We start from the raw sequence: 26,478 nt of genomic DNA, 5'->3' as shown, positions 1-26,478 counted from the left end.
AGAATAAAGGAGATACACATGACAGTTACTATTGATTGGGAAAACCTTGGTTTTTCCTATATGAAATTACCATATCGTTATATCGCACATTACCAAAATGGTAAGTGGAATGAAGGAGAACTAACAGAAGATGCAACTCTCCATATTTCAGAGTCATCTCCAAGTCTTCACTATGGACAGCAAGCATTTGAAGGATTGAAAGCCTATCGTACCAAAGATGGTAGTATTCAACTCTTCCGTCCAGATGAAAATGCAAAACGTCTGCAACGCACCTGTGACCGTCTCTTGATGCCCAAAGTGCCAACTGCTATGTTTATCGACGCATGTAAAGCTGTGGTTCGTGCCAATGAAGAGTATGTGCCACCATATGGTACAGGTGGAACACTCTACCTTCGCCCACTCTTACTTGGTGTTGGCGATATTATCGGCGTGAAACCAGCTGAAGAATATATTTTCACGGTCTTTGCGATGCCTGTTGGAAATTACTTTAAAGGTGGATTAGTCCCAACTAATTTCTTGATTCAAGATGAGTATGACCGAGCTGCACCACATGGAACAGGAGCAGCCAAGGTCGGTGGGAACTATGCAGCTAGTCTCTTGCCAGGTAAGATTGCCAAATCCCGTCACTTCTCAGATGTAATCTATCTAGATCCGTCTACACATACCAAGATTGAAGAAGTAGGTTCCGCAAACTTCTTTGGAATTACCGCAGATAATGAATTTGTAACACCACTTAGTCCATCTATCCTGCCTTCTATCACTAAATATTCCCTCTTGTATCTTGCGGAACGTCGCTTAGGATTGACTCCAATCGAGGGAGATGTTCCAATTGATAACTTGGATCGTTTTGTAGAAGCAGGAGCATGTGGTACAGCAGCCGTGATCTCACCAATTGGAGGAATCCAACACGGTGATGATTTCCATGTTTTCTACAGTGAGACAGAGGTTGGACCCGTCACTCGTAAACTCTACGATGAATTAACCGGTATCCAATTTGGTGATATAGAAGCACCTGAAGGTTGGATTGTAAAAGTAGATTAAGAAAATAAAAGGAGTTTTAAGATGAAATTGAAAAAATGGATGGTAACAGCAGGAGTAGCCCTGAGCACAACAGTTCTTCTAGCAGCTTGTGGAAAAACTGATAAAGAAGCGGACGCACCTAAAACCTTCTCTTACGTTTATGGTGTGGATCCATCATCTCTGGACTATAGTATTGCAACTCGTACTTCAACAACAGATATCATCGGTAACGTCGTTGATGGATTATTGGAAAATGATGAATATGGAAATTTGATTCCTTCCCTCGCTGAGGATTGGAGTGTTTCACAAGACGGTTTGACTTATACTTATAAACTTCGTAAAGGGGTTAAATGGTACACGTCAGAAGGTGAAGAATACGCTGAAGTAACAGCACATGACTTTGTTACTGGGTTGAAACACGTAGCAGATGGCAAATCAGATGGTATTACCCTTATTCAAAACTCAATCAAGGGCTTGAATGAATATGTGACTGGTGAGACTAACGACTTCTCTACAGTTGGGGTTAAGGCATTGGACGACTATACAGTCCAGTATACTCTTAATGCACCTGAAAGTTTCTGGAATTCAAAAGTGACTTCCGCAACTATGTTGCCTGTTAATGAAGAATTCCTCAAAGCTTCTGGCAAGAATTATGGAGCAGTTAGCCCATCTGGTATTCTTTATAACGGTCCATATATCTTGAAGACATTGACTTCAAAATCTTTAATCGAATATGAAAAGAACCCAAATTATTGGGACAAAGAAAAGGTTAAAATTGAGAAGGTTAAATTGACCTACTATGATGGTTCAGACCAAGAATCATTAATCCGTAGTTTCTCTTCAGGCGTTTATACAACTGCTCGTATCTTCCCAAGTAGTTCAAACTTTGCCTCTACTTTAGAACAATACGGTGATAAAATCACTTACAGTCCACAGGATTCAACTAGTTATTACTTTACCTTTAACGTAAACCGCCAATCCTACAATAAGACTGCGAAAACAAGTGAAGAACAGAAAACTTCTACAAAAGAAGCAATGCTGAACAAGGACTTCCGCCAAGCCATCAACTTTGCCTTCAACCGTCATTCATATGCTGCACAGCTCAATGGTGAAGATGGTGCGGACAAGATTATTCGTAACAGTCTAGTTCCAGATAACTTTGTACAATCTGGTGGCAAAAACTTTGGTGATATCGCTCAAAAAGAATTGGTTAACTATGGAGACCAATGGAAAGGCGTTGAGCTTGTAGACGGAAAAGATACCATTTATAATCCTGACAAAGCCAAAGCTGCATTTGAAAAAGCTAAGAAAGAATTGGAAGCAAAAGGTGTTAATTTCCCAATTCACTTAGATGTTCCAGTTCAACAAACAGATACCATTGCCGTTCAACAAAGCAATTCCTTTAAACAATCAATCGAGTCAACTCTTGGTTCAGAAAATGTGGTGATTGATGTCCTTCAGATGACAGATAACGAAAAGGAAACCATTACATCACAAGCACGTGTCCCTTCTCAAAAAGACTATGATTTGAACAGTACTGGTTGGGCTCCAAGCTATCAGGACCCTGCAAGTTATCTCAATATCATGGATCCTAAGACCGGTTCTGCTATGAAACATTTTGGTATTACTAAAGGGAAAGACAAGGAAGTAGTAGCTCAACTAGGTCTTGACGAATATAAGAAACTCTTGGATGATGCAGTTTCTGAGACAAACGACTTGGATAAAAGATATGAAAAATATGCCAAAGCTCAAGCCTGGCTCACTGACAGTTCTCTCTTGTTGCCAACAGCTTCATCAGGTGGTTCACCAGTTGTCAGCAATATCGTTCCATTCTCTAAACCATACTCACAAGTTGGTATTAAAGGTGATCCATATATCTTTAAGGGAATGAAATTGCAAAAAGAGATTGTAACTGCTAAAGAATATCAAGCAGCCCTTGAAAAATGGCAAAAAGAAAAATTGGAATCAAATACTAAATACCAAAAAGAACTAGAAAATCATGTTCAATAAAACAGGGTAGTATCTTTGGTATAAAGGGGACTATATGGAATGGATTAAACTAATAGGAATCGTTATCATTGTGGTTGGTTTTATCTATAAACTGGATACCATTGCAACGGTAGTCTTAGCTAGTTTAGTTACAGCTCTAGTTTCTGGAGTTTCACTTGCTGAATTCTTAGAAATTTTAGGAAGAGAATTTAGCAATCAACGTGTTTTGACGATTTTTATGGTGACCTTGCCACTGGTTGGTTTATCTGAAACTTTTGGTCTCAAGAAACGCTCGATTGACTTGATTCAAAAGATTAAAGGATTAACCGTAGGAAGCTTTTATACAGTTTATTTCTTTATTCGAGAGCTAGATAGCTTCTTTGCTATTCGTCTTGGAGGACAGCCCCAATTTGTAAGACCCTTGGTTCATCCCATGGGAAAGGCAGCTGCAGAATCACAATTAGGTCGAAAATTAACTGAAAGTGAAGAAGAAGCTATAAAAGCTCGTGCTGCAGCAAATGATAATTTTGCAAACTTCTTTGCTCAAAACACTTTCGTTGGTGCAGGTGGTGTCCTCTTAATAGGGGGCACACTGGACCAATTAGGTTACGAAAGCAATTATGCAGGAATTGCTTCAGCCTCTCTGATTATTGCTGCTATAGCTTTTATCGTAGTAGGAATTTATAATTACCTATTTGATAGAAAACTGTTAGCAAAAAAGGTTAGTAAAGGAATACAAAAATGACAGATATAGCAAACCAGATTTTAGAGTGGACCTATATTGTGATTGGTTGTCAATTCCTTCATACAGCCTATTGTAGCTGTAAAGACAAAACGAACCCAGTTCGATTTGGAACAGCTGGATTTTGGGCTTTGTTGGGCATCAGTTTTATTGGTGGTTCTTATCTACCATCTCTCTATATTGGTGCTATCGTAGTGATATTAGCTCTACTTACACTTTTTAAACAGGTTCGTATCGGAACCTTACCCACTGTGGATGAAGTCAAGGCAAACATTGAAGACAAAAGATTGAAGAATAAAATTTTTATTCCAGTAATGCTAATGGCTTTGATTGCGCTAGTATTAGCTAAAGTGATTCCTGAGTTTAGTAAGATTTCTATCAGCCTCGCAGCTTTATTAGCAACCATCTCTCTTTTGTTGATTACTAAGAGTCATCCCAAAAGTTTGCTATCTGAAAATAATCGCATGGTTCAGCAAGTCTCAACTAGTGGGATTGTCCCTCAATTGTTGGGAGCCTTGGGGGCGATTTTTACAGTTGCAGGTGTCGGAGATTTAATTTCTCATCTGATTAGCGATTTTGTTCCTTCAGGTGGTCGCTTTATGGGAGTTTTGGCTTATGTTCTTGGAATGGTTCTATTCTCCATGATAATGGGAAATGCCTTTGCTGCTTTTACAGTTATTACCGCTGGAGTTGGTGTTCCCTTTGTTTTTTCTTTAGGAGCTAATCCTATTATAGCTTCTGCTCTAGCAATGACAGCGGGTTGTTGTGGAACCTTATTGACGCCTATGGCAGCGAATTTTAATACCTTACCGGTAGCACTCTTGGATATGAAAAATCCAAATGGTGTGATTAAAGCACAAGCGGGAGTTGCTATTGTCATGATTATCCTACATGTGTTTTTGATGTACTTTTTGGCATTTTAGCAAAGGAAATAAAATGAAAATATTAGTTACAGGTTTTGATCCTTTTGGTGGTGAAAAGGTCAATCCAGCTCTGGAAGCTGTTAAATTATTACCATCTGAAATTCATGGTGCAGAGGTTCGTTGGGCAGAGATTCCAACAGTCTTTCATAAATCGTCAGAGGTTTTAGAAGCAGAAATCGAACGATATCAACCAGATGTGGTGCTCTCTATTGGTCAGGCAGGTGGAAGAGCGAGTTTAACTCCTGAGAGAGTTGCTATCAATCAAGATGATGCTCGCATACCTGATAATGAGGGAAATCAACCAATTGATACGCCGATTCGTACAGATGGAGCAGCAGCCTACTTTAGCCAATTACCTATCAAAGCAATGGTGCAGGCCATAAAAGAGGAAGGACTACCTGCCACAGTATCTAATACAGCAGGGACCTTTGTTTGCAACCATTTGATGTATCAGGCACTCTATTTAGCGGAAAAAAAGTTTCCAAACATGAGAGCAGGCTTTATGCATATTCCCTATATGACAGAACAAGTGATAAATAAACCCAATACAGCATCTATGAACCTTACAGACATTATCAGGGGTATCGAAGCTGCGATTGGCGCTATCGTGGATTACAAAGATAAAGACTTGAAATTAATAGGTGGAACGACTCACTAATCATTCAAATTTCAGGATAAAATCCCACATATGATCCAGAAAACTCTTTATCAAGATTGGCTTGGTAGAGAGTTTTTTTCTTGCTAGATTAGGGAAATTCTTGTAAAATAGAGAAAGTGAAAAGAGGTATGGTATGAGCAAAAAAGATAAAAAAATAGAGATTCAGTTATCGGATGCTAAAATAGCTGTCGGAAAAGACAACTACGATGGTTACACGTTAACAATTGGGAAGAAGCTAATCGGTGAAATTGCCGAACTAGATAATCAATTTGCAATTGTAAAAAATGGAAATGTCGAAAGTTTTTATAAAGATTTAGAAAAAGCTGTGGAAATCTTGATTGAGAACTATAATTTGGCAAAATAATGCTTGTTTTTTGAAAATTTTCATGATATAATAGACTTTGTTCATTATCGGAGAGATAGCAAAGAGGCTAAACGCGGCGGACTGTAAATCCGCTCCTTCGGGTTCGGGGGTTCGAATCCCTCTCTCTCCATCTCATTAATGGGGTATAGCCAAGCGGTAAGGCAAGGGACTTTGACTCCCTCATGCGTTGGTTCGAATCCAGCTACCCCAGTTTCTAGGTAATAAGTTCAAGATAAAAAGAAAATATCTTAGGGTATTTTATTTTTATAATTGAAGGACGTTCGGGATTATCATGTCGTTGCGGGTGCTTAGGAAAAAAATTATAAGTATGTCAAGTTAAAAAAACTTGATTGTTGGAGGATTTTTTAGATGAATGAATTTGAAGATTTGCTAAATAGCGTTAGCCAAGTTGAACCTGGTGATGTTGTTAGTGCCGAAGTATTGACAGTTGATGCTAATCAAGCTAACGTTGCAATCTCAGGAACTGGTGTTGAAGGTGTCTTGACTCTTCGCGAATTGACAAACGATCGCGATGCAGATATCAATGACTTTGTAAAAGTAGGTGAAGTATTTGATGTTCTTGTACTTCGTCAAGTAGTTGGTAAAGATACTGATACAGTAACATACCTTGTATCTAAAAAACGCCTTGAAGCTCGCAAAGCATGGGACAAACTTGTAGGACGCGAAGAAGAAGTTGTTACAGTTAAAGGAACTCGCGCTGTTAAAGGTGGACTTTCAGTAGAATTTGAAGGTTTGCGTGGATTTATTCCAGCTTCAATGTTGGATACTCGTTTCGTACGTAACACTGAGCGTTTTGTAGGTCAAGAATTTGAAGCTAAAATCAAAGAAGTTGACCCTAAAGAAAACCGCTTCATCCTTTCACGTCGTGAAGTTGTAGAAGCAGCTACTGCAGCAGCTCGTGCAGAAGTTTTCGGTAAATTGGCTGTTGGTGATGTTGTAACTGGTAAAGTTGCACGTATCACAAGCTTTGGTGCTTTCATCGACCTTGGTGGTGTTGATGGATTGGTTCACTTGACTGAATTGTCTCACGAACGTAACGTTTCACCAAAATCAGTTGTAACTGTTGGTGAAGAAGTTGAAGTGAAAATCCTTGACCTTAACGAAGAAGAAGGACGTGTATCACTTTCACTTAAAGCAACAACACCTGGACCATGGGATGGCGTTGAGCAAAAATTGGCTAAAGGTGACGTTGTAGAAGGTACAGTTAAACGTTTGACTGACTTCGGTGCATTTGTTGAAGTATTGCCAGGTATCGATGGACTTGTTCACGTATCACAAATTTCACACAAACGTATTGAAAATCCAAAAGAAGCTCTTACAGTTGGTCAAGAAGTTACTGTTAAAGTTCTTGATGTTAACGCTGATGCAGAACGTGTATCACTTTCTATCAAAGCTCTTGAAGAACGTCCAGCTCAAGAAGAAGGACAAAACGAAGAAAAACGTGCTCCACGTCCACGTCGTCCAAAACGTCAAGAAAAACGTGACTTTGAACTTCCTGAAACTCAAACAGGATTCTCAATGGCTGATTTGTTCGGAGATATCGAACTTTAATCAATCAGATTTAATTAAAAATCCTTTGTTGTAAAACAAGGGATTTTTCTTTTTTCAACTAGTATTTTTTGATATAATGGATTTATGTTACATTCCGAAAAAGAATCAATTTATCAAATTGTAAATGAACAACTCTCTAGTCTTTTAGAAGGTGAGACCAATGTGTTGGCTAATCTATCAAATGCCAGTGCTCTCTTAAAAATGAACTTTCCGCATACTGTTTTTGCAGGTTTTTATTTATATGACGGAAATGAGCTTATTTTAGGCCCTTTTCAGGGTGGAGTCTCATGTGTTAGAATTGCGCTCGGAAAAGGAGTTTGTGGAGAGTCTGCAGCAAGCCGTCAAACGGTTATCGTTGGTGATGTGAAGACCTATCCAAATTATATTTCTTGTGATAGTAGTGCTCGTAGCGAGATTGTTCTTCCAATGGTAAAAGATGGGCGTCTTCTTGGAGTATTAGACTTAGATTCATCTCATGTAGATGATTATGATTACATCGATCAACGATATTTAGAAGAGTTTGTTACCATCTTGTTAGAAAAGACAGAATGGGCATTTTCAATGTTTGAGGAGAAAGCATAATGTATCAGGCGCTTTATCGAAAATATAGAAGTCAAAATTTTTCACAACTAGTGGGCCAGGAAGTTATTGCTCGAACGCTTAAACAGGCTGTGGAACAGGATAAAATTAGTCACGCCTACCTATTCTCAGGTCCTCGTGGGACTGGTAAGACTAGTGTAGCCAAAATATTTGCTAAGGCGATGAACTGCCCTAATCAAGTAGAGGGAGAACCTTGTAATAACTGTTATATCTGCCAAGCAGTTACAGATGGAAGTTTAGAAGACGTTATCGAACTGGATGCTGCTTCTAATAATGGGGTTGATGAAATTCGTGATATTCGTGATAAATCAACATATGCTCCAAGTGTAGCTCAGTATAAGGTTTATATCATTGACGAGGTTCATATGCTTTCAACAGGCGCTTTTAATGCCCTTTTGAAAACACTGGAAGAACCTACTCCAAATGTTGTTTTTATTCTGGCAACAACAGAACTTCATAAAATTCCTGCAACGATTTTATCTCGTGTTCAACGTTTTGAGTTTAAGTCCATTAAAACTCAGGATATTCGAGATCACATCTTCCATATTTTAGAAAAGGAAGGGATTGATTACGAGACTGAAGCTGTTGAAATTATTGCTCGTCGAGCTGAAGGTGGTATGCGTGATGCCTTGTCTATTTTAGATCAGGCACTGAGTTTAACTCAAGATGCCAAATTGACGACAGCAGTTTCTGAGGAAATTACTGGAACCATTAGTTTAAGTGCTTTGGATAATTATGTAGCAGCTTTAGCCCAAAAGGATGTAACAGGTGCTTTGGAAAATCTGGACCTGATTTTTGAGAATGGAAAAAGCATGACACGATTTGTAGTCGATTTACTACAATATTTGCGTGATATCTTAATTGTTCAAGTAGGTGGAGAAAATTCGCATCATAGTGATGTATTCAAGGGTAACTTAGAACTTCCACAGGATGTCTTGTTTGAGATGATTAGTCTTGCTACTAAAAGTCTAGCTGATATTAAGGCTAGCCTACAACCTAAAATTTATGCCGAGATGATGACCATTCGTTTAGCAGAAATTGATGCCCAACCAGAACTTTCAGGTGAAGTGTCTGAGGAACTGTCTTCTCTTCGAGAAGAAGTTGCACGATTGAAACAAGCTCTTGCTAATGTTGGTTCTAATCCCAAGCAAACTGTTTCTACACCAAGTCGTCCGTCTAACAGTAAGTCAATCTATCGTGTAGACCGAAACAAGGTTCAGTCTATTTTGCAAGAAGCGATAGAAAATCCAGACTTAGCCCGTCAAAACTTAATTCGACTTCAAAATGCTTGGGGAGAAATCATCGAAAGCTTATCAGGACCAGATAAGGCACTTTTAGCTGGCTCTCAACCTGTCGCAGCAAATGAACACCATGCGATTTTGGCTTTTGAATCTAACTTTAACGCTGGTCAAACTATGAAACGAGACAATCTGAATACTGTGTTCGGAAATATTCTCAGTAAAGCCGCTGGATTTTCTCCAGAGATTCTTGCAATCTCAATGGAAGAGTGGAAAGAAGTTCGAGCAGACTTCTCAGCAAAGGTTAAATCTTCTCCAGAACAGGTAGTTCAGGAAGCGACCGATGAATCTATACTACCTCAAGGTTTTGAATTTTTAGAGGATAAAGTAGTCATTGAAGAAGACTAAAAGGAATTTTTGGTAAAAGACGATGAACAGACAACAATTTATTATCATGGCTCTATTTACAGCTGCTGAAACTTACTTTTTTAATGAATCAATGATGAATGGACAGTATTTAATGGCTCTTCTCTGGGCAATTCTCATTCTCCGAAATTTGCGTGTCTCTTATATCATGGGTAAAATTGTGAGTGCTATAGATGAACATTTTCAGAGAAAAGAGTAACACTAGTTTTTAGACAAAATCAAAGCCTTTTAGGCTTTTTTTTGTTATACTAATAAAGTATATTTATTGACATTTTACTGTGTTTTTCTAGGACTTTAAAAAGATTTAGTTTTAAGTAAAAACAGTAAAAAAGATTGAAAAGAAAGGAATTATCATGTCAGTATTAGAAATCAGAAATCTTCATGTTGCGATTGAAGATAAGGAAATTTTAAAAGGGGTTAATTTAACTCTTAAAACTGGAGAAATTGCTGCTATTATGGGGCCAAACGGAACGGGTAAGTCAACACTTTCTGCAGCGATTATGGGAAATCCAAACTATGAAGTTACAGAGGGTGAAATCCTATTTGATGGTGTCAATATTTTAGAATTAGAAGTAGACGAACGTGCGCGCATGGGGCTTTTTCTTGCCATGCAATATCCATCAGAAATCCCTGGGATTACCAATGCGGAATTTCTTCGTGCAGCTATGAATGCTGGGAAAGAAGATGATGAAAAAATTTCAGTTCGTGAATTCTTGAAAAAATTAGACGAAAAAATGGAATTGCTCAATATGAAAGAAGAAATGGCAGAGCGTTACCTCAATGAAGGCTTCTCCGGTGGTGAGAAAAAACGTAACGAAATTCTTCAACTCTTGATGTTGGAACCAACTTTTGCCCTCTTAGATGAGATTGACTCTGGTCTTGACATTGATGCCCTTAAAGTTGTCTCAAAAGGTGTGAATGCTATGCGTGGTGAAGGTTTTGGTGCTATGATCATTACTCACTACCAACGTCTTTTGAACTATATCACACCAGATGTGGTACATGTGATGATGGAAGGACGTGTTGTTCTTTCTGGTGGTCCAGAATTAGCTGCACGCTTGGAACGTGAAGGATACGCGAAACTAGCTGAAGAACTTGGCTATGACTACAAGGAAGAATTGTAATTCCTTCGTATCTTTTAGGAGAAGTAAATGACTAAAGAAACTATTAAACTTTTTTCAGAAATGCACGCTGAACCAAGCTGGTTGTCAGACCTCCGTCAAAAAGCTTTTGATAAAATTGAAAGTTTGGAATTACCGGCTATTGAACGTGTAAAATTTCATCGTTGGAATCTTGGTGATGGAACTATAACAGAAAGTGAGCCATCAGCAAATGTCCCTGACTTCACTGCTTTGGATAATCATTTGAAGTTGGTGCAAGTAGGAACTCAAACTGTTTTTGAACAAACTCCAGTTGAGTTAGCTGAACAGGGTGTTATCTTTACTGATTTCCATTCAGCACTAGAAGAAATTCCGGAGATTATCAAAGAATACTTCATGTCATCTGTGAAATACGATGATGACAAGTTGGCAGCTTACCACACAGCTTATTTTAACAGTGGTGCTGTTCTCTATATTCCAGATAACGTAGAAATCACAGAGCCAATTGAAGGGATTTTCTACCAAGATAGTGATAGCGATGTACCATTTAACAAGCATATTCTGATCATTGCAGGTAAAAACTCTAAAATCAGCTACCTTGAACGTCTAGAGTCACGTGGTGAAGGTAGTGCTAAAGCAACTGCCAATATCACAGTAGAAGTCATTGCACGTTCAGGTGCGCAAGTGAAATTTGCAGCTATTGACCGTCTAGGTGAAAATGTTACGGCCTACATTAGCCGTCGTGGTAAACTCGGCAACGATGCAAGCATTGACTGGGCAATTGCAGTTATGAATGAAGGAAACGTCATTGCTGATTTTGATAGTGATTTACTTGGAAATGGTAGCCATGCAGATCTTAAAGCCATTGCCTTATCAAGTGGGCGTCAGATTCAAGGGATTGATACGCGAGTGACGAACTATGGCTGCAACTCTATTGGTAATATCCTTCAACATGGAGTTATCCTTGAAAAAGCAACTTTGACTTTCAATGGTATTGGACACATCATCAAGGGCGCTAAGGGAGCAGATGCGCAACAAGAAAGCCGTGTTCTCATGCTTTCTGACCAGGCTCGTTCAGATGCTAACCCAATCCTTTTGATTGATGAAAATGATGTTACTGCAGGACACGCAGCTTCAATCGGTCAAGTGGATCCAGAAGACATGTACTATCTCATGAGCCGTGGATTGGACAAGGCAACTGCAGAACGTTTGGTTGTTCGCGGATTCCTTGGATCTGTAATCGTTGAGATTCCAGTCAAAGAAGTTCGTGATGAGATGATTGCGACGATCGAAGAAAAATTGTCAAAACGCTAAGGGGAAGCCTATGTTTGATGTAGAAGCGATTCGCAAGGATTTTCCAATTTTAGATCAGATTGTTAATGACGAACCTCTGATTTATTTGGATAATGCTGCGACGACACAAAAACCACTAGCTGTTCTGGAAGCCATTAACCGCTACTATGAGCAGGATAATGCCAATGTCCACCGAGGAGTTCATACTTTGGCAGAGCGTGCGACAGCATCTTATGAAGCTGCTCGTGAAACTATTGGTAAGTTTATCAATGCAGGTTCAACAAAGGAAGTTCTCTTTACCAGAGGTACCACAACTAGTCTCAACTGGGTAGCACGCTTCGCTGAGGAAATCTTGACTGAGGGAGACCAGGTCTTGATTTCAGTCATGGAACACCATTCCAATATTATCCCATGGCAGGAAGCTTGTCGAAAGACCGGAGCTGAGCTTGTTTATGTCTATCTCAAAGATGGCGCTCTGGATATGGGTGACTTGCGAGCTAAATTGACTGATAAGGTTAAATTTGTTTCACTAGCACATGCTTCCAATGTTCTTGGAGTGATCAATCCTATCAAAGAAATCACGCAAATGGCTCATAAAGTTGGAGCTATTATGGTGGTAGATGGTGCTCAGTCTACGCCTCATATGAAGATTGATGTTCAGGACTTGGACGTTGACTTCTTTGCCTTTTCAGGTCACAAGATGGCTGGTCCGACTGGTATCGGTGTCCTTTATGGGAAGGAAAAGTATCTGGAACAAATGTCACCAGTTGAGTTTGGTGGCGAGATGATTGATTTTGTTTATGAACAATCTGCAAGCTGGAAGGAATTACCTTGGAAATTCGAGGCTGGAACTCCCAATATGGCAGGTGCGATCGGACTGGCTGCTGCAGTAGATTATCTTGAAAATCTTGGTATGGAAGCGATTGAAGCCCATGAACAAGAATTGATTGCATATGTCTTTCCAAAATTGCAGGCCATTGAGGGGTTAACCATTTACGGTTCGCAGGATTTAGCTCAACGTTCAGGTGTCATTGCCTTTAACTTAGGAGACCTTCATCCTCACGACCTTGCGACAGCTCTGGATTATGAAGGAGTAGCGGTTCGTGCCGGTCACCATTGCGCTCAACCCTTGCTCCAGTATTTGGAAGTCCCAGCAACAGCTCGTGCTAGTTTTTATATCTATAATACCAAGGCAGATTGCGACAAACTAGTCGATGCTTTACTAAAGACAAAGGAGTTTTTCAATGGCACTTTCTAAACTAGATAGCCTTTATATGGCAGTGGTAGCAGACCATTCGAAGAATCCCCATCACCAAGGAAAGTTGGAAGACGCAGAGCAAATTAGTCTCAACAATCCTACTTGTGGAGATGTCATCAATCTCTCTGTTAAGTTTGATGCAGATAATCGTTTGGTAGATATCGCTTTTCTAAACTCAGGATGCACCATCTCAACTGCCTCTGCTAGCATGATGACAGACGTTGTTTTAGGAAAGAGTAAGGAAGAAATTCTAGAACTTGCGACTATTTTTTCTGAAATGGTTCAAGGTCAAAATGATAACCGCCAAGACCAACTCGGAGATGCAGCTTTCTTATCAGGAGTTGCCAAATTCCCTCAACGAATTAAATGCGCAACCCTAGCTTGGAATGCCCTTAAAAAAACAATTGAAGACCAAGAAAACCAATAAGACAAGTTTCTGTTGTCTTATGAATCATTAGAAATACAGAATGAAAGAAAGGATATTATGGCTGAAGAAAGAATAGAACCAAAACCAATTGACCTTGGTGAATATAAATTTGGTTTCCATGACGATGTAGAGCCTGTCCTATCGACAGGAAAAGGATTGAATGAGGAAGTCATTCGCGAATTATCAGCTGCCAAGGGAGAACCTGAGTGGATGTTAGAATTCCGTTTGAAGTCTTATGAAACCTTCAAAAAAATGCCCATGCAAACATGGGGAGCGGACTTGTCAGAGATTGATTTTGATGACTTAATCTACTACCAAAAACCATCGGATAAACCAGCCCGTTCTTGGGATGACGTTCCTGAAAAAATCAAAGAAACCTTTGAACGAATCGGTATTCCAGAAGCTGAACGTGCTTATCTTGCTGGAGCTTCTGCCCAGTATGAGTCAGAAGTGGTTTACCACAACATGAAGGAAGAATTTGAGAAGTTAGGAATTATCTTTACAGATACAGATTCTGCCCTCAAGGAATACCCAGACTTGTTTAAACAATACTTTGCTAAGTTGGTACCGCCTACAGATAACAAGTTGGCGGCCCTCAACTCAGCAGTATGGTCTGGCGGAACCTTTATCTACGTACCAAAAGGGGTCAAAGTAGATATTCCACTTCAAACTTACTTCCGTATCAATAACGAAAATACTGGACAGTTTGAACGTACCTTGATCATCGTTGATGAGGGAGCAAGTGTCCACTACGTAGAAGGATGTACAGCGCCAACTTATTCAAGCAACAGCTTGCACGCTGCTATTGTAGAAATCTTTGCTTTGGACGGAGCTTATATGCGCTATACGACCATCCAAAACTGGTCAGATAACGTTTATAACCTAGTAACGAAACGTGCTAAAGCTTTGAAAGATGCGACAGTTGAGTGGATTGATGGAAATTTAGGTGCCAAAACAACTATGAAATATCCATCAGTTTACCTCGATGGAGAAGGGGCGCGTGGAACTATGCTTTCGATTGCCTTTGCCAATGCAGGGCAACACCAAGATACTGGTGCTAAGATGATCCACAATGCTCCACATACGAGCTCGTCTATTGTCTCTAAATCTATCGCTAAAGGTGGAGGTAAGGTAGACTACCGTGGACAAGTGACCTTTAATAAGAACTCTAAGAAATCTGTTTCTCATATCGAGTGTGATACCATTATCATGGATGACTTGTCAGCATCAGATACTATTCCGTTTAATGAAATCCACAACTCACAAGTTGCATTGGAACACGAAGCCAAGGTTTCTAAGATTTCAGAAGAACAACTCTATTACCTTATGAGTCGTGGTTTGTCAGAATCCGAAGCAACTGAGATGATTGTCATGGGATTTGTCGAACCCTTTACCAAAGAACTTCCGATGGAATATGCGGTTGAGCTTAACCGTTTGATTAGCTACGAAATGGAAGGATCAGTCGGATAAGGACAAAAAGGAGACGCAAATGGGATTCTTAAAGCGATTGTTTGGAACGATTGAAAAAGTGAATAAGGGAGAAGCACCGATTGAAGAGTTGGATCAGCCAATTGTTTTTGATCTTGAAGAAGAAGCAGATGATTATTGGAGACAAACGGAAGAGCTTCTCTTGATAAACGCTGTAAAAGCTGCTGGTGGTCCTGAGGCAGTAGAACGTGCTTTTGTCCTTGCTAATTTCAAGGAAAATCAAGAAACCTTTGAGCTCTTTTATCAGGTAGATGGTCAATTACTTTCTTGGCGAGAGATGGACGCAAGTGTTGTAGATAAAATTAGCAATCAACTTCTTCCACAAGCATCAGAAGTTGCCCAAGCAGTAAATGAAAATTATGAAGAGGCAAATGTACCAGTAATCCAGTACGCTATGCTTCAGTTTGAAACTGCAACCATGGCTTGGTTTGGACGGAAGCTTATAACAGCTTCTCCTGAAGCCAAATTGACTTTTGAAGAATTGGTATCTGGTTGGCGCGCTATTCTGAAACAAGAAATTTCAAATCGTCCTTTAGATAGTGACCGTCCGTTCCCATACTACGAATTCTAAACAATACAAAAAAATCGCGATTATTCGCGATTTTTTATAATTTTTCATTTATGAATCGTACAAAGTTGTTCCACCAAACTTTTAAAAAGAAAGCTTTTTCGATATTTTTATCAGAGACCATATCAAAGGTTGGTTTATCAGATGTAATATAACCTTGGCCAACCAAGTCCTTGTCATCGTATGTTAGATGTCCAACGACAGTACCTGCCTCAAGTGGAGCAGTGTGTTCAGTAGTATCCGCTGTATAGGTAACAGATGATTGAGCTCGACTTCCAAGACGTTGAACAATCTTTATATCTTCTTTAGCGACAGCTGCAACAGTATTTTGCTTTCCATCTAAGACAGGTGATTTGCTATCCTGATAACTTTCTCCTTGATTGACGATTGTTTGAAGTGCAAAATTAGAAGAGATGTAGTCTAAGAGGGCAGAGGTTGCTGTAAAACGCGCGTAGGGATTGGTATTTTGGTTATCTGCATTAAGGACAACTGTGATGATACGCATTCCTTTTTCTACGGTTGTACCTACAAAGGATGCTCCTGCTTTATCCGTTGTTCCTGTTTTAAGACCGTCAACTCCACCACGATAAGCAGGTAATCCTTCTAACATATAGTTTGTAGAATGAATGGTCATTCCTGCAAAAGTAGAAGAAGGTTTCTTCGTGATTTCTAAGACCTGAGGATATTTGAGAATCAGATTACGAGCTACAACAGCAACATCGTAGGCACTCAATTTATTTTCATCGTCTTTCTTAGAACCTGGATAGATATTGTTTCCAAGGGTTTCATTGTTGAGACCAGTTGAGTTGACGAGTGTAGCATCTTGGATTCCCCATTCAAGAAGTTTAGCCTTCATCATGTCAACAAAGTCTTTTTCAGAACCAGCAATCTTTTCTGCTAAAGCGATCGCTGCACTATTGGCACTCGATACCAGAGTTGCTTCTAGCAACTCTTCAACGGTATAGTTCCTAGCCTCCATAGGAACGTTACTTGCTTCAGAGTTGGTCGTGAGCTTGTAAGGGTAATCTGAAATTTCTACTGGGGTAGAAAGAGTGATTTTTCCTTGATCTAGGGCTTCATAGACTAGGTAAACAGTAAGTAACTTACTAATAGATGCGATTTCAACAGGTTGAGTCGCGTCTTTTTCATATAAAATTTTACCAGTAGTAGCTTCAACAGCAATGGCGTGTTTTGCAGGGACGTTAAAATCCTGAGCAAAAACAGTAGTAGTAGAAGCACACAAAATAAGTGTTAGTAATGCTAAAAATAATTTCTTCATAGTAACTTTATTCTATCATAAAGACTAAAAATATTCTTGTTTTTATGATGAAGGTTATCAATCTTTTTCGAATTATGGTAAAATAGGAAAAAGAGGAGGTGGCCTATGTTTCGGAGAAATAAATTATTCTTCTGGACAACTGAAATTTTATTTATAACCTTAATTTTATACCTATGGAGGGAAATGGGGGCTATTATAACGCCATTTGTAAGTGTTGTAAATACAATCATGATTCCTTTTTTATTAGGAGGATTTTTGTATTATCTAACCAATCCAATTGTCATCTTTTTAGAGAAAGAATGTAAAATCAACCGAATCATTGGGATTTTGTTGACTCTTTTTGTTCTCTTTGGTTCAATCGTCATTGGTGTTGTCTATCTTTTACCGATTTTAATCAATCAGTTGAGTAGCTTGATCAGTTCTAGCCAAGGTATCTATGGTCGACTCCAAGATCTAGTGATTGAGTTATCAAAATATCCTACTTTCCAAGAGATTGATATCCAGCAAACCATTCAACAATTAAACCTTTCTTATGTTGATATTTTACAGAATATCTTAAATAGTGTGACGAATAGTGTCGGTAGTGTTCTTTCAGCTTTAGTAAGTACTGTTTTAATTATTATTATGACACCGGTCTTCTTGATTTATTTCCTTCTGGACGGGCATAAATTTTTACCGATGCTGGAAAGATCTGTTTTAAAAAGAGATAAGCGAAATATCTCTGGCTTATTAAAAAATCTGAATTCAACTATTTCTCGTTATATTAGTGGTGTATCAATTGATGCTCTCATCATCGGATGTTTAGCTTATATTGGTTATAGTGTTATCGGGCTTAGATATGCATTGGTTTTTGCAATTTTTTCTGGTTTAGCGAATTTGATTCCCTATGTTGGACCAAGTATCGGATTGATTCCTATGGTTATTTCAAATTTATTCACAGACCCACAAAAAATGATCATAGCTGTCATTTATATGTTGATTATCCAGCAAGTAGATGGAAATATCCTTTATCCACGTATTGTTGGTGGAGTCATGAAGGTTCATCCAATTACAATTTTAGTCTTACTGTTGTTATCAAGTAATATTTACGGTGTGGTTGGAATGATTGTAGCAGTACCTACCTACTCAATTTTAAAAGAAATTTCAAAATTTTTAGCTCGTTTGTATGAAAATCACAAGGAAGCTAAAGAAGTAGAAAAATATTTATCAGAATAAGCGAATCGGATTTTATCTGATTCGTTTTTTGATTCATAACCTTAAAAGAGTCTCCCTAAAAGCAAGTGTAAGGATAAGAATAATTCACAAAATCTTTGTAAAACACTTGCAATTTAGCTAAAATTTGATAAAATAGTAAGGAAGTTAGACTGTATTGCCTACTGTCTATCTATAAAATATATTTTATTGGAGGCTTTTACTCAAATGGCAAAAGAAAAATACGATCGTAGTAAACCACACGTTAACATTGGTACTATTGGACACGTTGACCACGGTAAAACTACCCTAACTGCAGCTATCACAACTGTTTTGGCACGTCGCTTGCCTTCAGCAGTTAACCAACCTAAAGACTATGCGTCTATCGATGCTGCACCAGAAGAACGCGAACGCGGTATCACTATCAACACTGCGCACGTTGAATATGAAACTGCAAAACGTCACTACGCTCACATCGACGCTCCAGGACACGCGGACTACGTTAAAAACATGATCACTGGTGCCGCTCAAATGGACGGAGCTATCCTTGTAGTAGCTTCAACAGACGGACCAATGCCACAAACACGTGAACACATCCTTCTTTCACGTCAAGTTGGTGTTAAACACTTGATCGTCTTCATGAACAAAGTTGACTTGGTTGATGACGAAGAATTGCTTGAATTGGTTGAAATGGAAATCCGTGACCTTCTTTCAGAATACGACTTCCCAGGTGACGAACTTCCAGTTATCCAAGGTTCTGCTCTTAAAGCTCTTGAAGGTGATTCTAAATACGAAGACATCATCATGGAATTGATGGATACTGTTGACGAATACATTCCAGAACCAGAACGTGATACTGATAAACCATTGCTTCTTCCAGTCGAAGACGTATTCTCAATCACTGGACGTGGTACTGTTGCTTCAGGACGTATCGACCGTGGTACTGTTAAAGTCAACGACGAAATCGAAATCGTTGGTATCAAAGAAGAAATTCAAAAAGCAGTTGTTACTGGTGTTGAAATGTTCCGTAAACAACTTGATGAAGGTCTTGCAGGGGATAACGTTGGTGTACTTCTTCGTGGTATCCAACGTGATGAAATCGAACGTGGACAAGTTATCGCTAAACCAGGTTCAATCCACCCACACACTAAATTCAAAGGTGAAGTTTACATCCTTACTAAAGAAGAAGGTGGACGTCATACTCCATTCTTCAACAACTACCGTCCTCAATTCTACTTCCGTACTACAGACGTTACAGGTTCAATCGAACTTCCTGCTGGTACAGAAATGGTAATGCCTGGTGATAACGTGACTATCGACGTTGAGTTGATCCACCCAATCGCCGTAGAACAAGGTACTACATTCTCAATCCGTGAAGGTGGACGTACTGTTGGTTCAGGTATGGTTACAGAAATCGAAGCTTAATTCGATTTAGTTCCCAGAAGAACAATTATTTAAGTCAGACATTAAAAGAATCTTGCTATGCAAGGTTCTTTTTTTCTAGTTATACAAAGACAAAATAAGCCAGTATGGTAGTTGATTACGAATATAGAAACTTAATTAAATAATTACCTTATTTATTAACGAATGTATATCCTAGTTTTTCAGAATAAATTTTTATAAGGTTAAAAAGCTTTTCACAAATGCCTATTTTTTTGATAAAATAGAAGGAAGAAAAAAAGAAATGAGTTCGTCATGTCAAAAGGATTTTTAGTCTCTCTTGAGGGGCCAGAGGGAGCTGGGAAAACAAGTGTACTTGAAGCTATCCTGCCTGTTTTAAAAGAAAAAAATATCGAATTTTTAACAACACGTGAACCAGGTGGCGTATTGATTGGTGAGAAGATTCGAGAAGTTATTTTAGATCCTAGTCATACTCAAATGGATGCCAAGACAGAGCTTCTACTCTATATTGCTAGTCGTAGACAACACCTAGTGGAGAAGGTCTTACCTGCACTCGCAGCAGGGAAACTGGTCATCATGGATCGTTTTATTGATAGTTCAGTTGCTTACCAAGGATTCGGTCGCGGTTTGGATATTGAGGCCATTGATTGGCTCAATCAATTTGCGACAGATGGACTTAAGCCGGACTTGACACTTTATTTTGATATTGAGGTAGAAAAAGGGCTTGAACGAATCGCTGCAAATAGCAATCGAGAAGTCAATCGTATAGATTTGGAAGGCTTAGACTTGCATCGCAAAGTCCGTCAGGGATATCTCTCCCTTCTTGAAAAAGAGGGTGAACGCATTGTTAAAATTGATGCCAGCTTACCACTAGATCAAGTTGTTGAGAATACTAAGCAAGTCTTATTTGACAGAATGGGGATTCAAGAATGAATCAAGAGCAATTAAAAGCCTCTCAACCTCAGCAATTTGAGCGTTTTGTTCACATTTTAGAGCAAAGACAACTCAATCATGCTTATCTTTTTTCAGGATTTTTTGGAAGTATGGAGATGGCCTTATTTCTGTCTAAGAGTTTATTCTGTACAGAAAAACAAGGTGTCTTACCCTGTGAGTCTTGCAGAAATTGTAAGTTGATTGATCAAGAAGAATTTCCTGATGTCACCATTATTCGTCCGATGAATCAACTCATAAAAACGGAGCGAATCCGAGAATTAGTTGGGCAGTTTTCTCAATCAGGGATTGAAAACCAACGTCAGGTTTTTATCATTGAACAAGCAGAAAAAATGCATGTTAATGCTGCTAATTCGCTACTAAAGGTTATCGAAGATCCTCAAAGTGAGATTTATATTTTCTTCTTAACCAATGATCAAGAGCAGATTTTACCAACCATCCGAAGCCGCACGCAGATTTTCCAATTTCAGAAACAAGTTGCAAATCTTATGGCTGAGCTTGAAAAATCAGGCTTGGTCAAAAATAAGGCAAGACTTTTAGCTGAGTTTAGTCAATCGCAAGCAGAAGCCGAAAAACTGACAAATCAAACAAGTTTTTGGACTTTAGTTGAAGAATGTGAGAGATTCTATACTTGGTTAGAAGCTGGAAAAAAGGAATCGTATTTGCAGGTGGCAAAGTTATCTAGTTTAGCAGATGACAAAGAAAAACAAGACCAAGTGTTTAGAATTTTAGAAGTTTTAGCAGGCCAAGAGATTCAAAAAAAAGTAGCACTTACAATCTTACAAAATCTCCTTGAAGCTCGAAGAATGTGGAAGGCAAATGTTTCCTTCCAAAATTCTTTGGAATACCTCGCTTTACAATAATAATAAAATGGAAAAATAAAAGAAAGGGCTGTTCATGAACAAGAAAGAATTATTTGATGCCTTAGATGATTTTTCTCAACAGTTGTTGGCGACCTTGGCAGATGTCGAAGCCATCAAAAAAAATCTCAAGAGTGTTGTAGAAGAGAATACAGCTCTTCGTTTAGAGAACGATAAACTGAGAGAGCGCTTGAGTGAGGAAGAAGAAACAGCTCCAACGAAGACCAAGCATGTTAGAGAAAACGTGAGTCGAATCTATGACGACGGTTTTCATGTTTGTCGCGATTTTTACGGCCAACGTCGTGAACAAGACGAAGAATGCATGTTTTGTGATGAATTGTTGTTTAGGGAGTAAGCATGCAAATTCAAAAAAGTTTTAAAGGTCAATCACCTTTTGGCAAGTTATATCTTGTCGCAACTCCAATTGGAAATCTAGAGGATATGACCTTTCGTGCTATTCAGACTTTGAAAGAAGTGGACTGGATTGCTGCCGAGGATACTCGTAATACTGGTCTATTGCTTAAGCATTTCGATATTTCAACCAAACAAATCAGTTTTCATGAGCACAATGCCAAGGAAAAAATTCCTGATTTGATTGATTTGTTGAAACAAGGTCAAAATATCGCTCAGGTATCGGATGCGGGTCTACCTAGCATTTCGGATCCAGGTCACGATTTGGTTAAGGCTGCAATTGAAGAGGATATCGCGGTTATTACAGTTCCAGGTGCTAGTGCAGGAATTTCTGCCTTAATAGCTAGCGGGTTGGCACCACAACCTCATACTTTTTATGGTTTCTTACCAAGAAAATCAGGTCAACAAAAGCAATTTTTCGAATCAAAAAATGATTATCCAGAAACTCAGATTTTCTATGAATCTCCTCACCGTGTAGCAGATACCTTGGAAAATATGCTAGAGGTCTACGGTGACCGTTCAGTAGTTCTTGTTCGAGAATTGACCAAGATTTATGAAGAATACCAACGTGGAAGTATTACTGAATTATTAGAAAATATTTCTCAAACACCGCTCAAGGGCGAGTGCCTTCTCATCGTAGAAGGTGCTAGTCAAGAAGTAGAAGATAAGGATGAAGAGGACTTGTTCTCAGAAATCCAAGAGCGCATCCAAGAAGGTGTTAAGAAAAATCAAGCCATTAAGGAAGTCGCTAAAATTTATCAGTGGAACAAAAGCCAGCTCTACGCTGCCTACCACGAATGGGAAGAGAAACAATCGGATGACTAAACAGGGAAGTTTGCCTTCTTCCTGAAACAAAAATAACAATCATAAACATTTTGCTAAGATTGCTTATTTGGAGGAGAAATGAAAATCAAAGCGATGAAGAAAGTAATTGGCCTACTGTTTCCTATTCTCGCATTATTTATATTGTCAGCATGTAACAATAGAGTCGATCGTGATTTAGCTAAAACAGCTATTTCAAACATTCGTTCCGTAGTAGAAGCTGCAGGACTAGAAGCAGAAGAATACTCGACAGCTTACGTTGAAGGAACTAGTAGACGAGTAGTTGATGTCTATGTGGATTTTGAAAAAGACTATGTTGAGAAAACTCCAGTTCTTAAATACAATCCGAAACTTAAAGAAGTTGAAAAGAAAATTTTCTTTGGTTTTTCCAAAAAAACAGTTTACCGTTTAGAAATGGAGTATGTTTCTGAAGATAAGAACTATGACCGACTTGAGGAAGCTTACAGTAGGATACTTCAAAGTGATAGTTTGACTTCGACATATTTAAAAGATGATCAGCTTAGGAAGCTTTATGTTAAAAACTCAATTGAATTGGACTCCTTTGACTACTATTATTCTTTAGTTCCAAAAGAAGAATACAGTGGTAACCCTAATACTCGTCTTAAAGAGCAAGAAAAAAGAGAGGCAATTTTGAAGACGGATGTAGAAGAACTAACTCCCTTAATCGAGGACTTAGACCCAAGTAGAGTCAACAGTCTAGATGAAGATGTGCTTGTTCGCAATCGAGATCTACTTTTAAAAAGGGTTGCTGATAATCGTTCGACCTTTAGTATTTATATAAATACTGATATTGAACAGGTACGAAAACAAAATCTACAATTAACTAATGAAGATATTGACAATTGGACAGACTCTGATTTCCAATATTTACTCGGTCAAATAGTTGAAATCGAAAAACTACCTAAGAATACAGAAGTACGTTTTACTATAAATTATAAAAGCAAACTGAGTTGGGATGATTTTAAAAAATTCAGTTTTGTTAAACAATAATTTTGGAAAGACTTTCAGGAATCTTCCTGTCTGTCTTTTTACTTAGCTTTTTGGTATAATGAACCAAGTAATAATTTAGAAAGATTTGTGGGTGTCAAACAGTCCAGCTTTTTGACATGGACCTATGTTCCACCCAAAGAGGTATTAGTGTCGTGTCTCAATCTTATATCAATGTTATCGGTGCGGGTTTAGCAGGTTCTGAAGCAGCTTACCAAATCGCAGAGCGTGGTATTCCAGTTAAACTTTATGAAATGCGTGGTGTCAAATCAACACCTCAGCATAAAACAGACAATTTTGCTGAGTTGGTTTGCTCCAACTCCTTGCGTGGAGATTCTCTTACAAATGCTGTAGGTCTCCTCAAGGAAGAAATGCGTCGTCTAGGTTCTCTTATCTTGGAATCAGCAGAAGCAACGCGTGTTCCTGCTGGTGGTGCTCTCGCGGTTGACCGTGATGGTTTCTCGCAAATGGTTACTGAAAAGATTGCCAATCATCCTTTGATTAAGGTCGTTCGTGACGAAATCACAGAATTGCCAATAGATGCTATTACAGTTGTAGCAACTGGTCCTTTAACAAGTGATGCTCTTGCTGAGAAAATTCATGCACTCAATGGAGGAGATGGTTTTTATTTCTACGATGCTGCAGCGCCTATTGTGGATGTCAATACAATCGATATGAACAAGGTTTATCTCAAATCTCGTTATGATAAGGGAGAAGCTGCCTATCTCAATGCTCCAATGACCAAGCAAGAATTTATGGATTTCCATGAAGCTTTGGTCAATGCGGAAGAAGCTCCGTTGAATTCTTTTGAAAAAGAAAAATATTTTGAAGGGTGTATGCCCATCGAAGTTATGGCCAAACGTGGCATAAAAACCATGCTCTACGGCCCTATGAAACCAGTTGGTCTAGAGTATCCAGATGATTACACTGGTCCTCGTGACGGAGAATTTAAGACGCCATACGCAGTCGTTCAGCTTCGTCAGGATAATGCAGCTGGAAGTCTTTATAATATCGTTGGTTTTCAGACTCACCTCAAATGGGGAGAGCAGAAGCGTGTCTTCCAAATGATTCCAGGTCTTGAAAACGCTGAGTTTGTTCGCTATGGAGTCATGCACCGCAATTCCTACATGGACTCTCCAAATCTCCTTGAGCAGACTTATCGTTCTAAGAAACAACCAAATCTATTCTTTGCTGGTCAGATGACGGGCGTGGAAGGTTATGTTGAATCAGCAGCTTCAGGGTTAGTAGCAGGTATTAACGCAGCTCGTCTTTTCAAGGGAGAAAGCGAAGCTATTTTCCCAGAGACAACTGCAATCGGAAGTTTAGCTCATTATATCACCCATGCTGATAGCAAACATTTTCAACCTATGAATGTCAATTTCGGTATTATCAAAGAATTAGAAGGTGAACGAATCCGTGATAAGAAGACTCGTTATGAAAAAATTGCGGAACGTGCCTTGTCTGATTTAGAGAAATTTTTATCTGTCTAATTTTTTTGAAAGAATTACTCATGATACTATAAAAATCTTTGAAATTGTGATAAAATAGGTAGGATAAAAAAAGGAGAGAGAAAATGGTAGAACCTAAGTATAAACGTATCTTAATCAAGCTATCTGGTGAAGCCCTTGCTGGCGAACGTGGTGTCGGGATTGATATCAAAACTGTCCAAAGTATGGCCCAAGAAATCAAAGAAGTTCACGAGCTAGGAATTGAAATTGCCTTGGTTATCGGTGGTGGAAACCTTTGGCGTGGAGAACCTGCGGCAGAAGCTGGTATGGATCGTGTTCAAGCGGATTACACTGGAATGCTTGGGACAGTCATGAATGCTCTTGTGATGGCAGATTCATTGCAACAAGTAGGTGTTGATACTCGCGTACAAACAGCTATTGCTATGCAACAAGTAGCAGAGCCTTACATTCGCGGGCGTGCCCTTCGCCACCTTGAAAAAGGACGTATCGTTATCTTTGGTGCAGGAATCGGTTCACCATATTTCTCAACAGATACTACAGCAGCTCTTCGTGCAGCTGAAATTGAAGCAGATGCTATTTTGATGGCTAAGAATGGTGTAGACGGTGTCTACAATGCCGATCCTAAGAAAGATAAGACTGCTGTTAAATTTGAAGAATTGACTCACCGTGATGTCATCAATAAAGGCCTTCGTATCATGGACTCAACAGCTTCAACACTGTCAATGGATAACGACATTGACTTGGTAGTCTTTAATATGAACCAACCTGGTAATATCAAACGTGTTGTATTTGGTGAAAATATCGGTACAACAGTTTCAAACAATATCGAAGAAAAGGAATAGGAAAAATTATGGCTAACGCAATTGTAGAAAAAGCTAAAGAGAGAATGACTCAATCTCACCACTCACTTGCTCGTGAGTTTGGTGGTATCCGTGCAGGACGTGCAAACGCAAGCTTGCTTGACCGTATTACTGTTGAATACTATGGTGTCGAAACAACTCTGAACCAGATCGCTTCTATCACAATTCCTGAAGCGCGTGTCCTATTGGTAACACCATTTGATAAATCTTCATTGAAGGATATCGAGCGTGCTTTGAACGCTTCAGATCTTGGTATTACACCAGCTAACGATGGTTCTGTTATTCGCTTGGTTATCCCAGCTCTTACAGAAGAAACTCGTCGCGATCTCGCTAAAGAAGTGAAAAAAGTTGGTGAAAATGCTAAAGTAGCTATCCGTAATATCCGTCGTGATGCTATGGATGAAGCTAAAAAACAAGAAAAAGCTAAAGAAATCACTGAAGATGAGTTGAAAACTCTCGAGAAAGAGATTCAAAAAGCGACAGACGATGCTGTTAAACACATCGACGATATGACTGCCAATAAAGAAAAAGAAATCTTGGAAGTCTAAGAAATAAACAGA

The 26,478-nt window shown here is 39.0% G+C and carries 27 protein-coding genes and 2 tRNA genes; 28 read left to right on the top strand and 1 reads right to left on the bottom strand.

Annotation, left to right across the window (positions count from 1 at the left end; genetic code table 11):
* Positions 1-18: 18 nt before the first annotated feature.
* The 18 genes from HMPREF3237_RS02170 (at position 19) to HMPREF3237_RS02085 (ending at position 15,669) form a co-directional block, all read left to right on the top strand.
* Positions 19-1,041, top strand: coding sequence for a branched-chain amino acid aminotransferase (locus HMPREF3237_RS02170; protein ID WP_070888673.1), 1,023 nt, complete (start codon positions 19-21; stop codon positions 1,039-1,041).
* A 21-nt stretch (positions 1,042-1,062) separates the two neighbouring features.
* On the top strand, positions 1,063-3,030 hold the full coding sequence (locus HMPREF3237_RS02165; RefSeq protein ID WP_070888672.1) for a peptide ABC transporter substrate-binding protein: 1,968 nt from the start codon (positions 1,063-1,065) through the stop codon (positions 3,028-3,030).
* A 34-nt stretch (positions 3,031-3,064) separates the two neighbouring features.
* Positions 3,065-3,754 (top strand): DUF969 domain-containing protein, encoded by a 690-nt coding sequence (locus HMPREF3237_RS02160; RefSeq protein ID WP_070888671.1) that lies wholly within the window; start codon positions 3,065-3,067, stop codon positions 3,752-3,754.
* Positions 3,751-4,674, top strand: coding sequence for a DUF979 domain-containing protein (locus tag HMPREF3237_RS02155; protein ID WP_070888670.1), 924 nt, complete (start codon positions 3,751-3,753; stop codon positions 4,672-4,674). Before HMPREF3237_RS02160 ends, HMPREF3237_RS02155 begins: the two co-directional genes overlap by 4 nt.
* Positions 4,675-4,687: 13 nt before the next feature.
* Positions 4,688-5,332 carry a pyroglutamyl-peptidase I gene (gene pcp / locus HMPREF3237_RS02150; protein ID WP_070888669.1) on the top strand — a complete coding sequence of 215 codons (645 nt, stop codon included), beginning with the start codon at positions 4,688-4,690 and terminating at the stop codon, positions 5,330-5,332.
* A gap of 133 nt (positions 5,333-5,465) precedes the next feature.
* Entirely contained in the window at positions 5,466-5,696 is a 231-nt protein-coding gene (locus HMPREF3237_RS02145) for a DUF2969 domain-containing protein (protein ID WP_070888668.1), read from the top strand.
* A gap of 49 nt (positions 5,697-5,745) precedes the next feature.
* Positions 5,746-5,826 (top strand) — tRNA-Tyr (locus HMPREF3237_RS02140).
* 9 nt (positions 5,827-5,835) lie between these two features.
* Positions 5,836-5,907 (top strand) — tRNA-Gln (locus tag HMPREF3237_RS02135).
* Positions 5,908-6,065: 158 nt separating this feature from the next.
* Positions 6,066-7,268 (top strand): 30S ribosomal protein S1, encoded by a 1,203-nt coding sequence (gene rpsA / locus HMPREF3237_RS02130; RefSeq protein ID WP_006145742.1) that lies wholly within the window; start codon positions 6,066-6,068, stop codon positions 7,266-7,268.
* A gap of 84 nt (positions 7,269-7,352) precedes the next feature.
* Positions 7,353-7,850, top strand: a complete 498-nt coding sequence (locus tag HMPREF3237_RS02125; RefSeq protein ID WP_070888667.1) for a GAF domain-containing protein — start codon at positions 7,353-7,355, stop codon at positions 7,848-7,850.
* Positions 7,850-9,514: a DNA polymerase III subunit gamma/tau gene (gene dnaX, locus HMPREF3237_RS02120; protein WP_070888666.1), complete on the top strand. Its 1,665-nt coding sequence runs from the start codon at positions 7,850-7,852 to the stop codon at positions 9,512-9,514. Before HMPREF3237_RS02125 ends, dnaX begins: the two co-directional genes overlap by 1 nt.
* Positions 9,515-9,536: 22 nt before the next feature.
* Entirely contained in the window at positions 9,537-9,731 is a 195-nt protein-coding gene (locus HMPREF3237_RS02115) for a DUF3272 family protein (protein WP_070888665.1), read from the top strand.
* Positions 9,732-9,885: 154 nt separating this feature from the next.
* Positions 9,886-10,656: a Fe-S cluster assembly ATPase SufC gene (sufC, locus tag HMPREF3237_RS02110; RefSeq protein WP_006145735.1), complete on the top strand. Its 771-nt coding sequence runs from the start codon at positions 9,886-9,888 to the stop codon at positions 10,654-10,656.
* 27 nt (positions 10,657-10,683) lie between these two features.
* The gene (gene sufD, locus HMPREF3237_RS02105) at positions 10,684-11,946 is read left to right on the top strand and encodes a Fe-S cluster assembly protein SufD (protein WP_070888664.1); all 1,263 of its coding nucleotides are present in this window, start codon (positions 10,684-10,686) and stop codon (positions 11,944-11,946) included.
* A gap of 10 nt (positions 11,947-11,956) precedes the next feature.
* On the top strand, positions 11,957-13,183 hold the full coding sequence (locus HMPREF3237_RS02100; RefSeq protein ID WP_070888663.1) for a cysteine desulfurase: 1,227 nt from the start codon (positions 11,957-11,959) through the stop codon (positions 13,181-13,183).
* Positions 13,170-13,610, top strand: coding sequence for a Fe-S cluster assembly sulfur transfer protein SufU (gene sufU / locus HMPREF3237_RS02095; protein ID WP_070888662.1), 441 nt, complete (start codon positions 13,170-13,172; stop codon positions 13,608-13,610). The genes HMPREF3237_RS02100 and sufU overlap by 14 nt, the downstream gene beginning before the upstream one ends.
* 57 nt (positions 13,611-13,667) lie before the next feature.
* On the top strand, positions 13,668-15,080 hold the full coding sequence (gene sufB / locus HMPREF3237_RS02090) for a Fe-S cluster assembly protein SufB (RefSeq protein ID WP_070888661.1): 1,413 nt from the start codon (positions 13,668-13,670) through the stop codon (positions 15,078-15,080).
* Positions 15,081-15,099: 19 nt separating this feature from the next.
* Entirely contained in the window at positions 15,100-15,669 is a 570-nt protein-coding gene (locus HMPREF3237_RS02085) for a hypothetical protein (RefSeq protein WP_070888660.1), read from the top strand.
* 34 nt (positions 15,670-15,703) lie between these two features.
* Here the strand turns inward: HMPREF3237_RS02085 and pbp3 are convergent, their stop codons facing one another.
* The gene (gene pbp3, locus HMPREF3237_RS02080; RefSeq protein WP_006145727.1) at positions 15,704-16,945 is read right to left on the bottom strand and encodes a D-alanyl-D-alanine carboxypeptidase PBP3; all 1,242 of its coding nucleotides are present in this window, start codon (positions 16,943-16,945) and stop codon (positions 15,704-15,706) included.
* Positions 16,946-17,050: 105 nt separating this feature from the next.
* Here pbp3 and HMPREF3237_RS02075 point away from each other — a divergent pair, with 105 nt between their 5' ends.
* The 10 genes from HMPREF3237_RS02075 to frr all read left to right on the top strand — a co-directional run bounded on the left by HMPREF3237_RS02075 (position 17,051) and on the right by frr (position 26,466).
* Positions 17,051-18,160: an AI-2E family transporter gene (locus tag HMPREF3237_RS02075; protein ID WP_006145726.1), complete on the top strand. Its 1,110-nt coding sequence runs from the start codon at positions 17,051-17,053 to the stop codon at positions 18,158-18,160.
* A 204-nt stretch (positions 18,161-18,364) separates the two neighbouring features.
* On the top strand, positions 18,365-19,561 hold the full coding sequence (gene tuf, locus HMPREF3237_RS02070) for an elongation factor Tu (protein WP_006145725.1): 1,197 nt from the start codon (positions 18,365-18,367) through the stop codon (positions 19,559-19,561).
* 270 nt (positions 19,562-19,831) lie between these two features.
* Positions 19,832-20,470 (top strand): dTMP kinase, encoded by a 639-nt coding sequence (tmk, locus tag HMPREF3237_RS02065; RefSeq protein ID WP_070888659.1) that lies wholly within the window; start codon positions 19,832-19,834, stop codon positions 20,468-20,470.
* Positions 20,467-21,351, top strand: a complete 885-nt coding sequence (locus HMPREF3237_RS02060; RefSeq protein WP_070888658.1) for a DNA polymerase III subunit delta' — start codon at positions 20,467-20,469, stop codon at positions 21,349-21,351. The genes tmk and HMPREF3237_RS02060 overlap by 4 nt, the downstream gene beginning before the upstream one ends.
* A 34-nt stretch (positions 21,352-21,385) precedes the next feature.
* Entirely contained in the window at positions 21,386-21,703 is a 318-nt protein-coding gene (gene yabA / locus HMPREF3237_RS02055; protein WP_006145722.1) for a DNA replication initiation control protein YabA, read from the top strand.
* Positions 21,704-21,705: 2 nt separating this feature from the next.
* On the top strand, positions 21,706-22,584 hold the full coding sequence (rsmI, locus tag HMPREF3237_RS02050) for a 16S rRNA (cytidine(1402)-2'-O)-methyltransferase (protein WP_070888657.1): 879 nt from the start codon (positions 21,706-21,708) through the stop codon (positions 22,582-22,584).
* Between the two features lie 78 nt (positions 22,585-22,662).
* The gene (locus tag HMPREF3237_RS02045; protein WP_070888656.1) at positions 22,663-23,592 is read left to right on the top strand and encodes a hypothetical protein; all 930 of its coding nucleotides are present in this window, start codon (positions 22,663-22,665) and stop codon (positions 23,590-23,592) included.
* A gap of 152 nt (positions 23,593-23,744) precedes the next feature.
* Positions 23,745-25,079 carry a methylenetetrahydrofolate--tRNA-(uracil(54)-C(5))-methyltransferase (FADH(2)-oxidizing) TrmFO gene (gene trmFO, locus HMPREF3237_RS02040; RefSeq protein ID WP_070888655.1) on the top strand — a complete coding sequence of 445 codons (1,335 nt, stop codon included), beginning with the start codon at positions 23,745-23,747 and terminating at the stop codon, positions 25,077-25,079.
* Positions 25,080-25,162: 83 nt separating this feature from the next.
* Positions 25,163-25,900 carry a UMP kinase gene (gene pyrH / locus HMPREF3237_RS02035; protein ID WP_006145718.1) on the top strand — a complete coding sequence of 246 codons (738 nt, stop codon included), beginning with the start codon at positions 25,163-25,165 and terminating at the stop codon, positions 25,898-25,900.
* A gap of 8 nt (positions 25,901-25,908) precedes the next feature.
* Positions 25,909-26,466 carry a ribosome recycling factor gene (gene frr / locus HMPREF3237_RS02030; RefSeq protein ID WP_070888654.1) on the top strand — a complete coding sequence of 186 codons (558 nt, stop codon included), beginning with the start codon at positions 25,909-25,911 and terminating at the stop codon, positions 26,464-26,466.
* Positions 26,467-26,478 lie beyond the last annotated feature (12 nt).

Origin of the sequence: Streptococcus sp. HMSC34B10 (assembly GCF_001839505.1) — a bacterium.
Taxonomy (GTDB): Bacteria; Bacillota; Bacilli; order Lactobacillales; family Streptococcaceae; genus Streptococcus; species Streptococcus peroris.
This window is presented reverse-complemented; position numbering and strand designations above follow the sequence as displayed.

Coding starts and splice junctions, on each gene's coding strand:
- frr (WP_070888654.1), top strand. CDS start 25,909: ATGGCTAACGCAATTGTAGAAAAAGCTAAAGAGAGAATGACTCAATCT.
- HMPREF3237_RS02160 (WP_070888671.1), top strand. CDS start 3,065: ATGGAATGGATTAAACTAATAGGAATCGTTATCATTGTGGTTGGTTTT.
- yabA (WP_006145722.1), top strand. CDS start 21,386: ATGAACAAGAAAGAATTATTTGATGCCTTAGATGATTTTTCTCAACAG.
- dnaX (WP_070888666.1), top strand. CDS start 7,850: ATGTATCAGGCGCTTTATCGAAAATATAGAAGTCAAAATTTTTCACAA.
- HMPREF3237_RS02170 (WP_070888673.1), top strand. CDS start 19: ATGACAGTTACTATTGATTGGGAAAACCTTGGTTTTTCCTATATGAAA.
- sufU (WP_070888662.1), top strand. CDS start 13,170: ATGGCACTTTCTAAACTAGATAGCCTTTATATGGCAGTGGTAGCAGAC.
- tuf (WP_006145725.1), top strand. CDS start 18,365: ATGGCAAAAGAAAAATACGATCGTAGTAAACCACACGTTAACATTGGT.
- HMPREF3237_RS02125 (WP_070888667.1), top strand. CDS start 7,353: ATGTTACATTCCGAAAAAGAATCAATTTATCAAATTGTAAATGAACAA.
- rsmI (WP_070888657.1), top strand. CDS start 21,706: ATGCAAATTCAAAAAAGTTTTAAAGGTCAATCACCTTTTGGCAAGTTA.
- pyrH (WP_006145718.1), top strand. CDS start 25,163: ATGGTAGAACCTAAGTATAAACGTATCTTAATCAAGCTATCTGGTGAA.
- HMPREF3237_RS02075 (WP_006145726.1), top strand. CDS start 17,051: ATGTTTCGGAGAAATAAATTATTCTTCTGGACAACTGAAATTTTATTT.
- sufD (WP_070888664.1), top strand. CDS start 10,684: ATGACTAAAGAAACTATTAAACTTTTTTCAGAAATGCACGCTGAACCA.
- HMPREF3237_RS02165 (WP_070888672.1), top strand. CDS start 1,063: ATGAAATTGAAAAAATGGATGGTAACAGCAGGAGTAGCCCTGAGCACA.
- pcp (WP_070888669.1), top strand. CDS start 4,688: ATGAAAATATTAGTTACAGGTTTTGATCCTTTTGGTGGTGAAAAGGTC.
- HMPREF3237_RS02085 (WP_070888660.1), top strand. CDS start 15,100: ATGGGATTCTTAAAGCGATTGTTTGGAACGATTGAAAAAGTGAATAAG.
- HMPREF3237_RS02115 (WP_070888665.1), top strand. CDS start 9,537: ATGAACAGACAACAATTTATTATCATGGCTCTATTTACAGCTGCTGAA.
- sufB (WP_070888661.1), top strand. CDS start 13,668: ATGGCTGAAGAAAGAATAGAACCAAAACCAATTGACCTTGGTGAATAT.
- pbp3 (WP_006145727.1), bottom strand. CDS start 16,945: ATGAAGAAATTATTTTTAGCATTACTAACACTTATTTTGTGTGCTTCT.
- tmk (WP_070888659.1), top strand. CDS start 19,832: ATGTCAAAAGGATTTTTAGTCTCTCTTGAGGGGCCAGAGGGAGCTGGG.
- HMPREF3237_RS02060 (WP_070888658.1), top strand. CDS start 20,467: ATGAATCAAGAGCAATTAAAAGCCTCTCAACCTCAGCAATTTGAGCGT.
- HMPREF3237_RS02155 (WP_070888670.1), top strand. CDS start 3,751: ATGACAGATATAGCAAACCAGATTTTAGAGTGGACCTATATTGTGATT.
- HMPREF3237_RS02145 (WP_070888668.1), top strand. CDS start 5,466: ATGAGCAAAAAAGATAAAAAAATAGAGATTCAGTTATCGGATGCTAAA.
- sufC (WP_006145735.1), top strand. CDS start 9,886: ATGTCAGTATTAGAAATCAGAAATCTTCATGTTGCGATTGAAGATAAG.
- HMPREF3237_RS02045 (WP_070888656.1), top strand. CDS start 22,663: ATGAAAATCAAAGCGATGAAGAAAGTAATTGGCCTACTGTTTCCTATT.
- rpsA (WP_006145742.1), top strand. CDS start 6,066: ATGAATGAATTTGAAGATTTGCTAAATAGCGTTAGCCAAGTTGAACCT.
- HMPREF3237_RS02100 (WP_070888663.1), top strand. CDS start 11,957: ATGTTTGATGTAGAAGCGATTCGCAAGGATTTTCCAATTTTAGATCAG.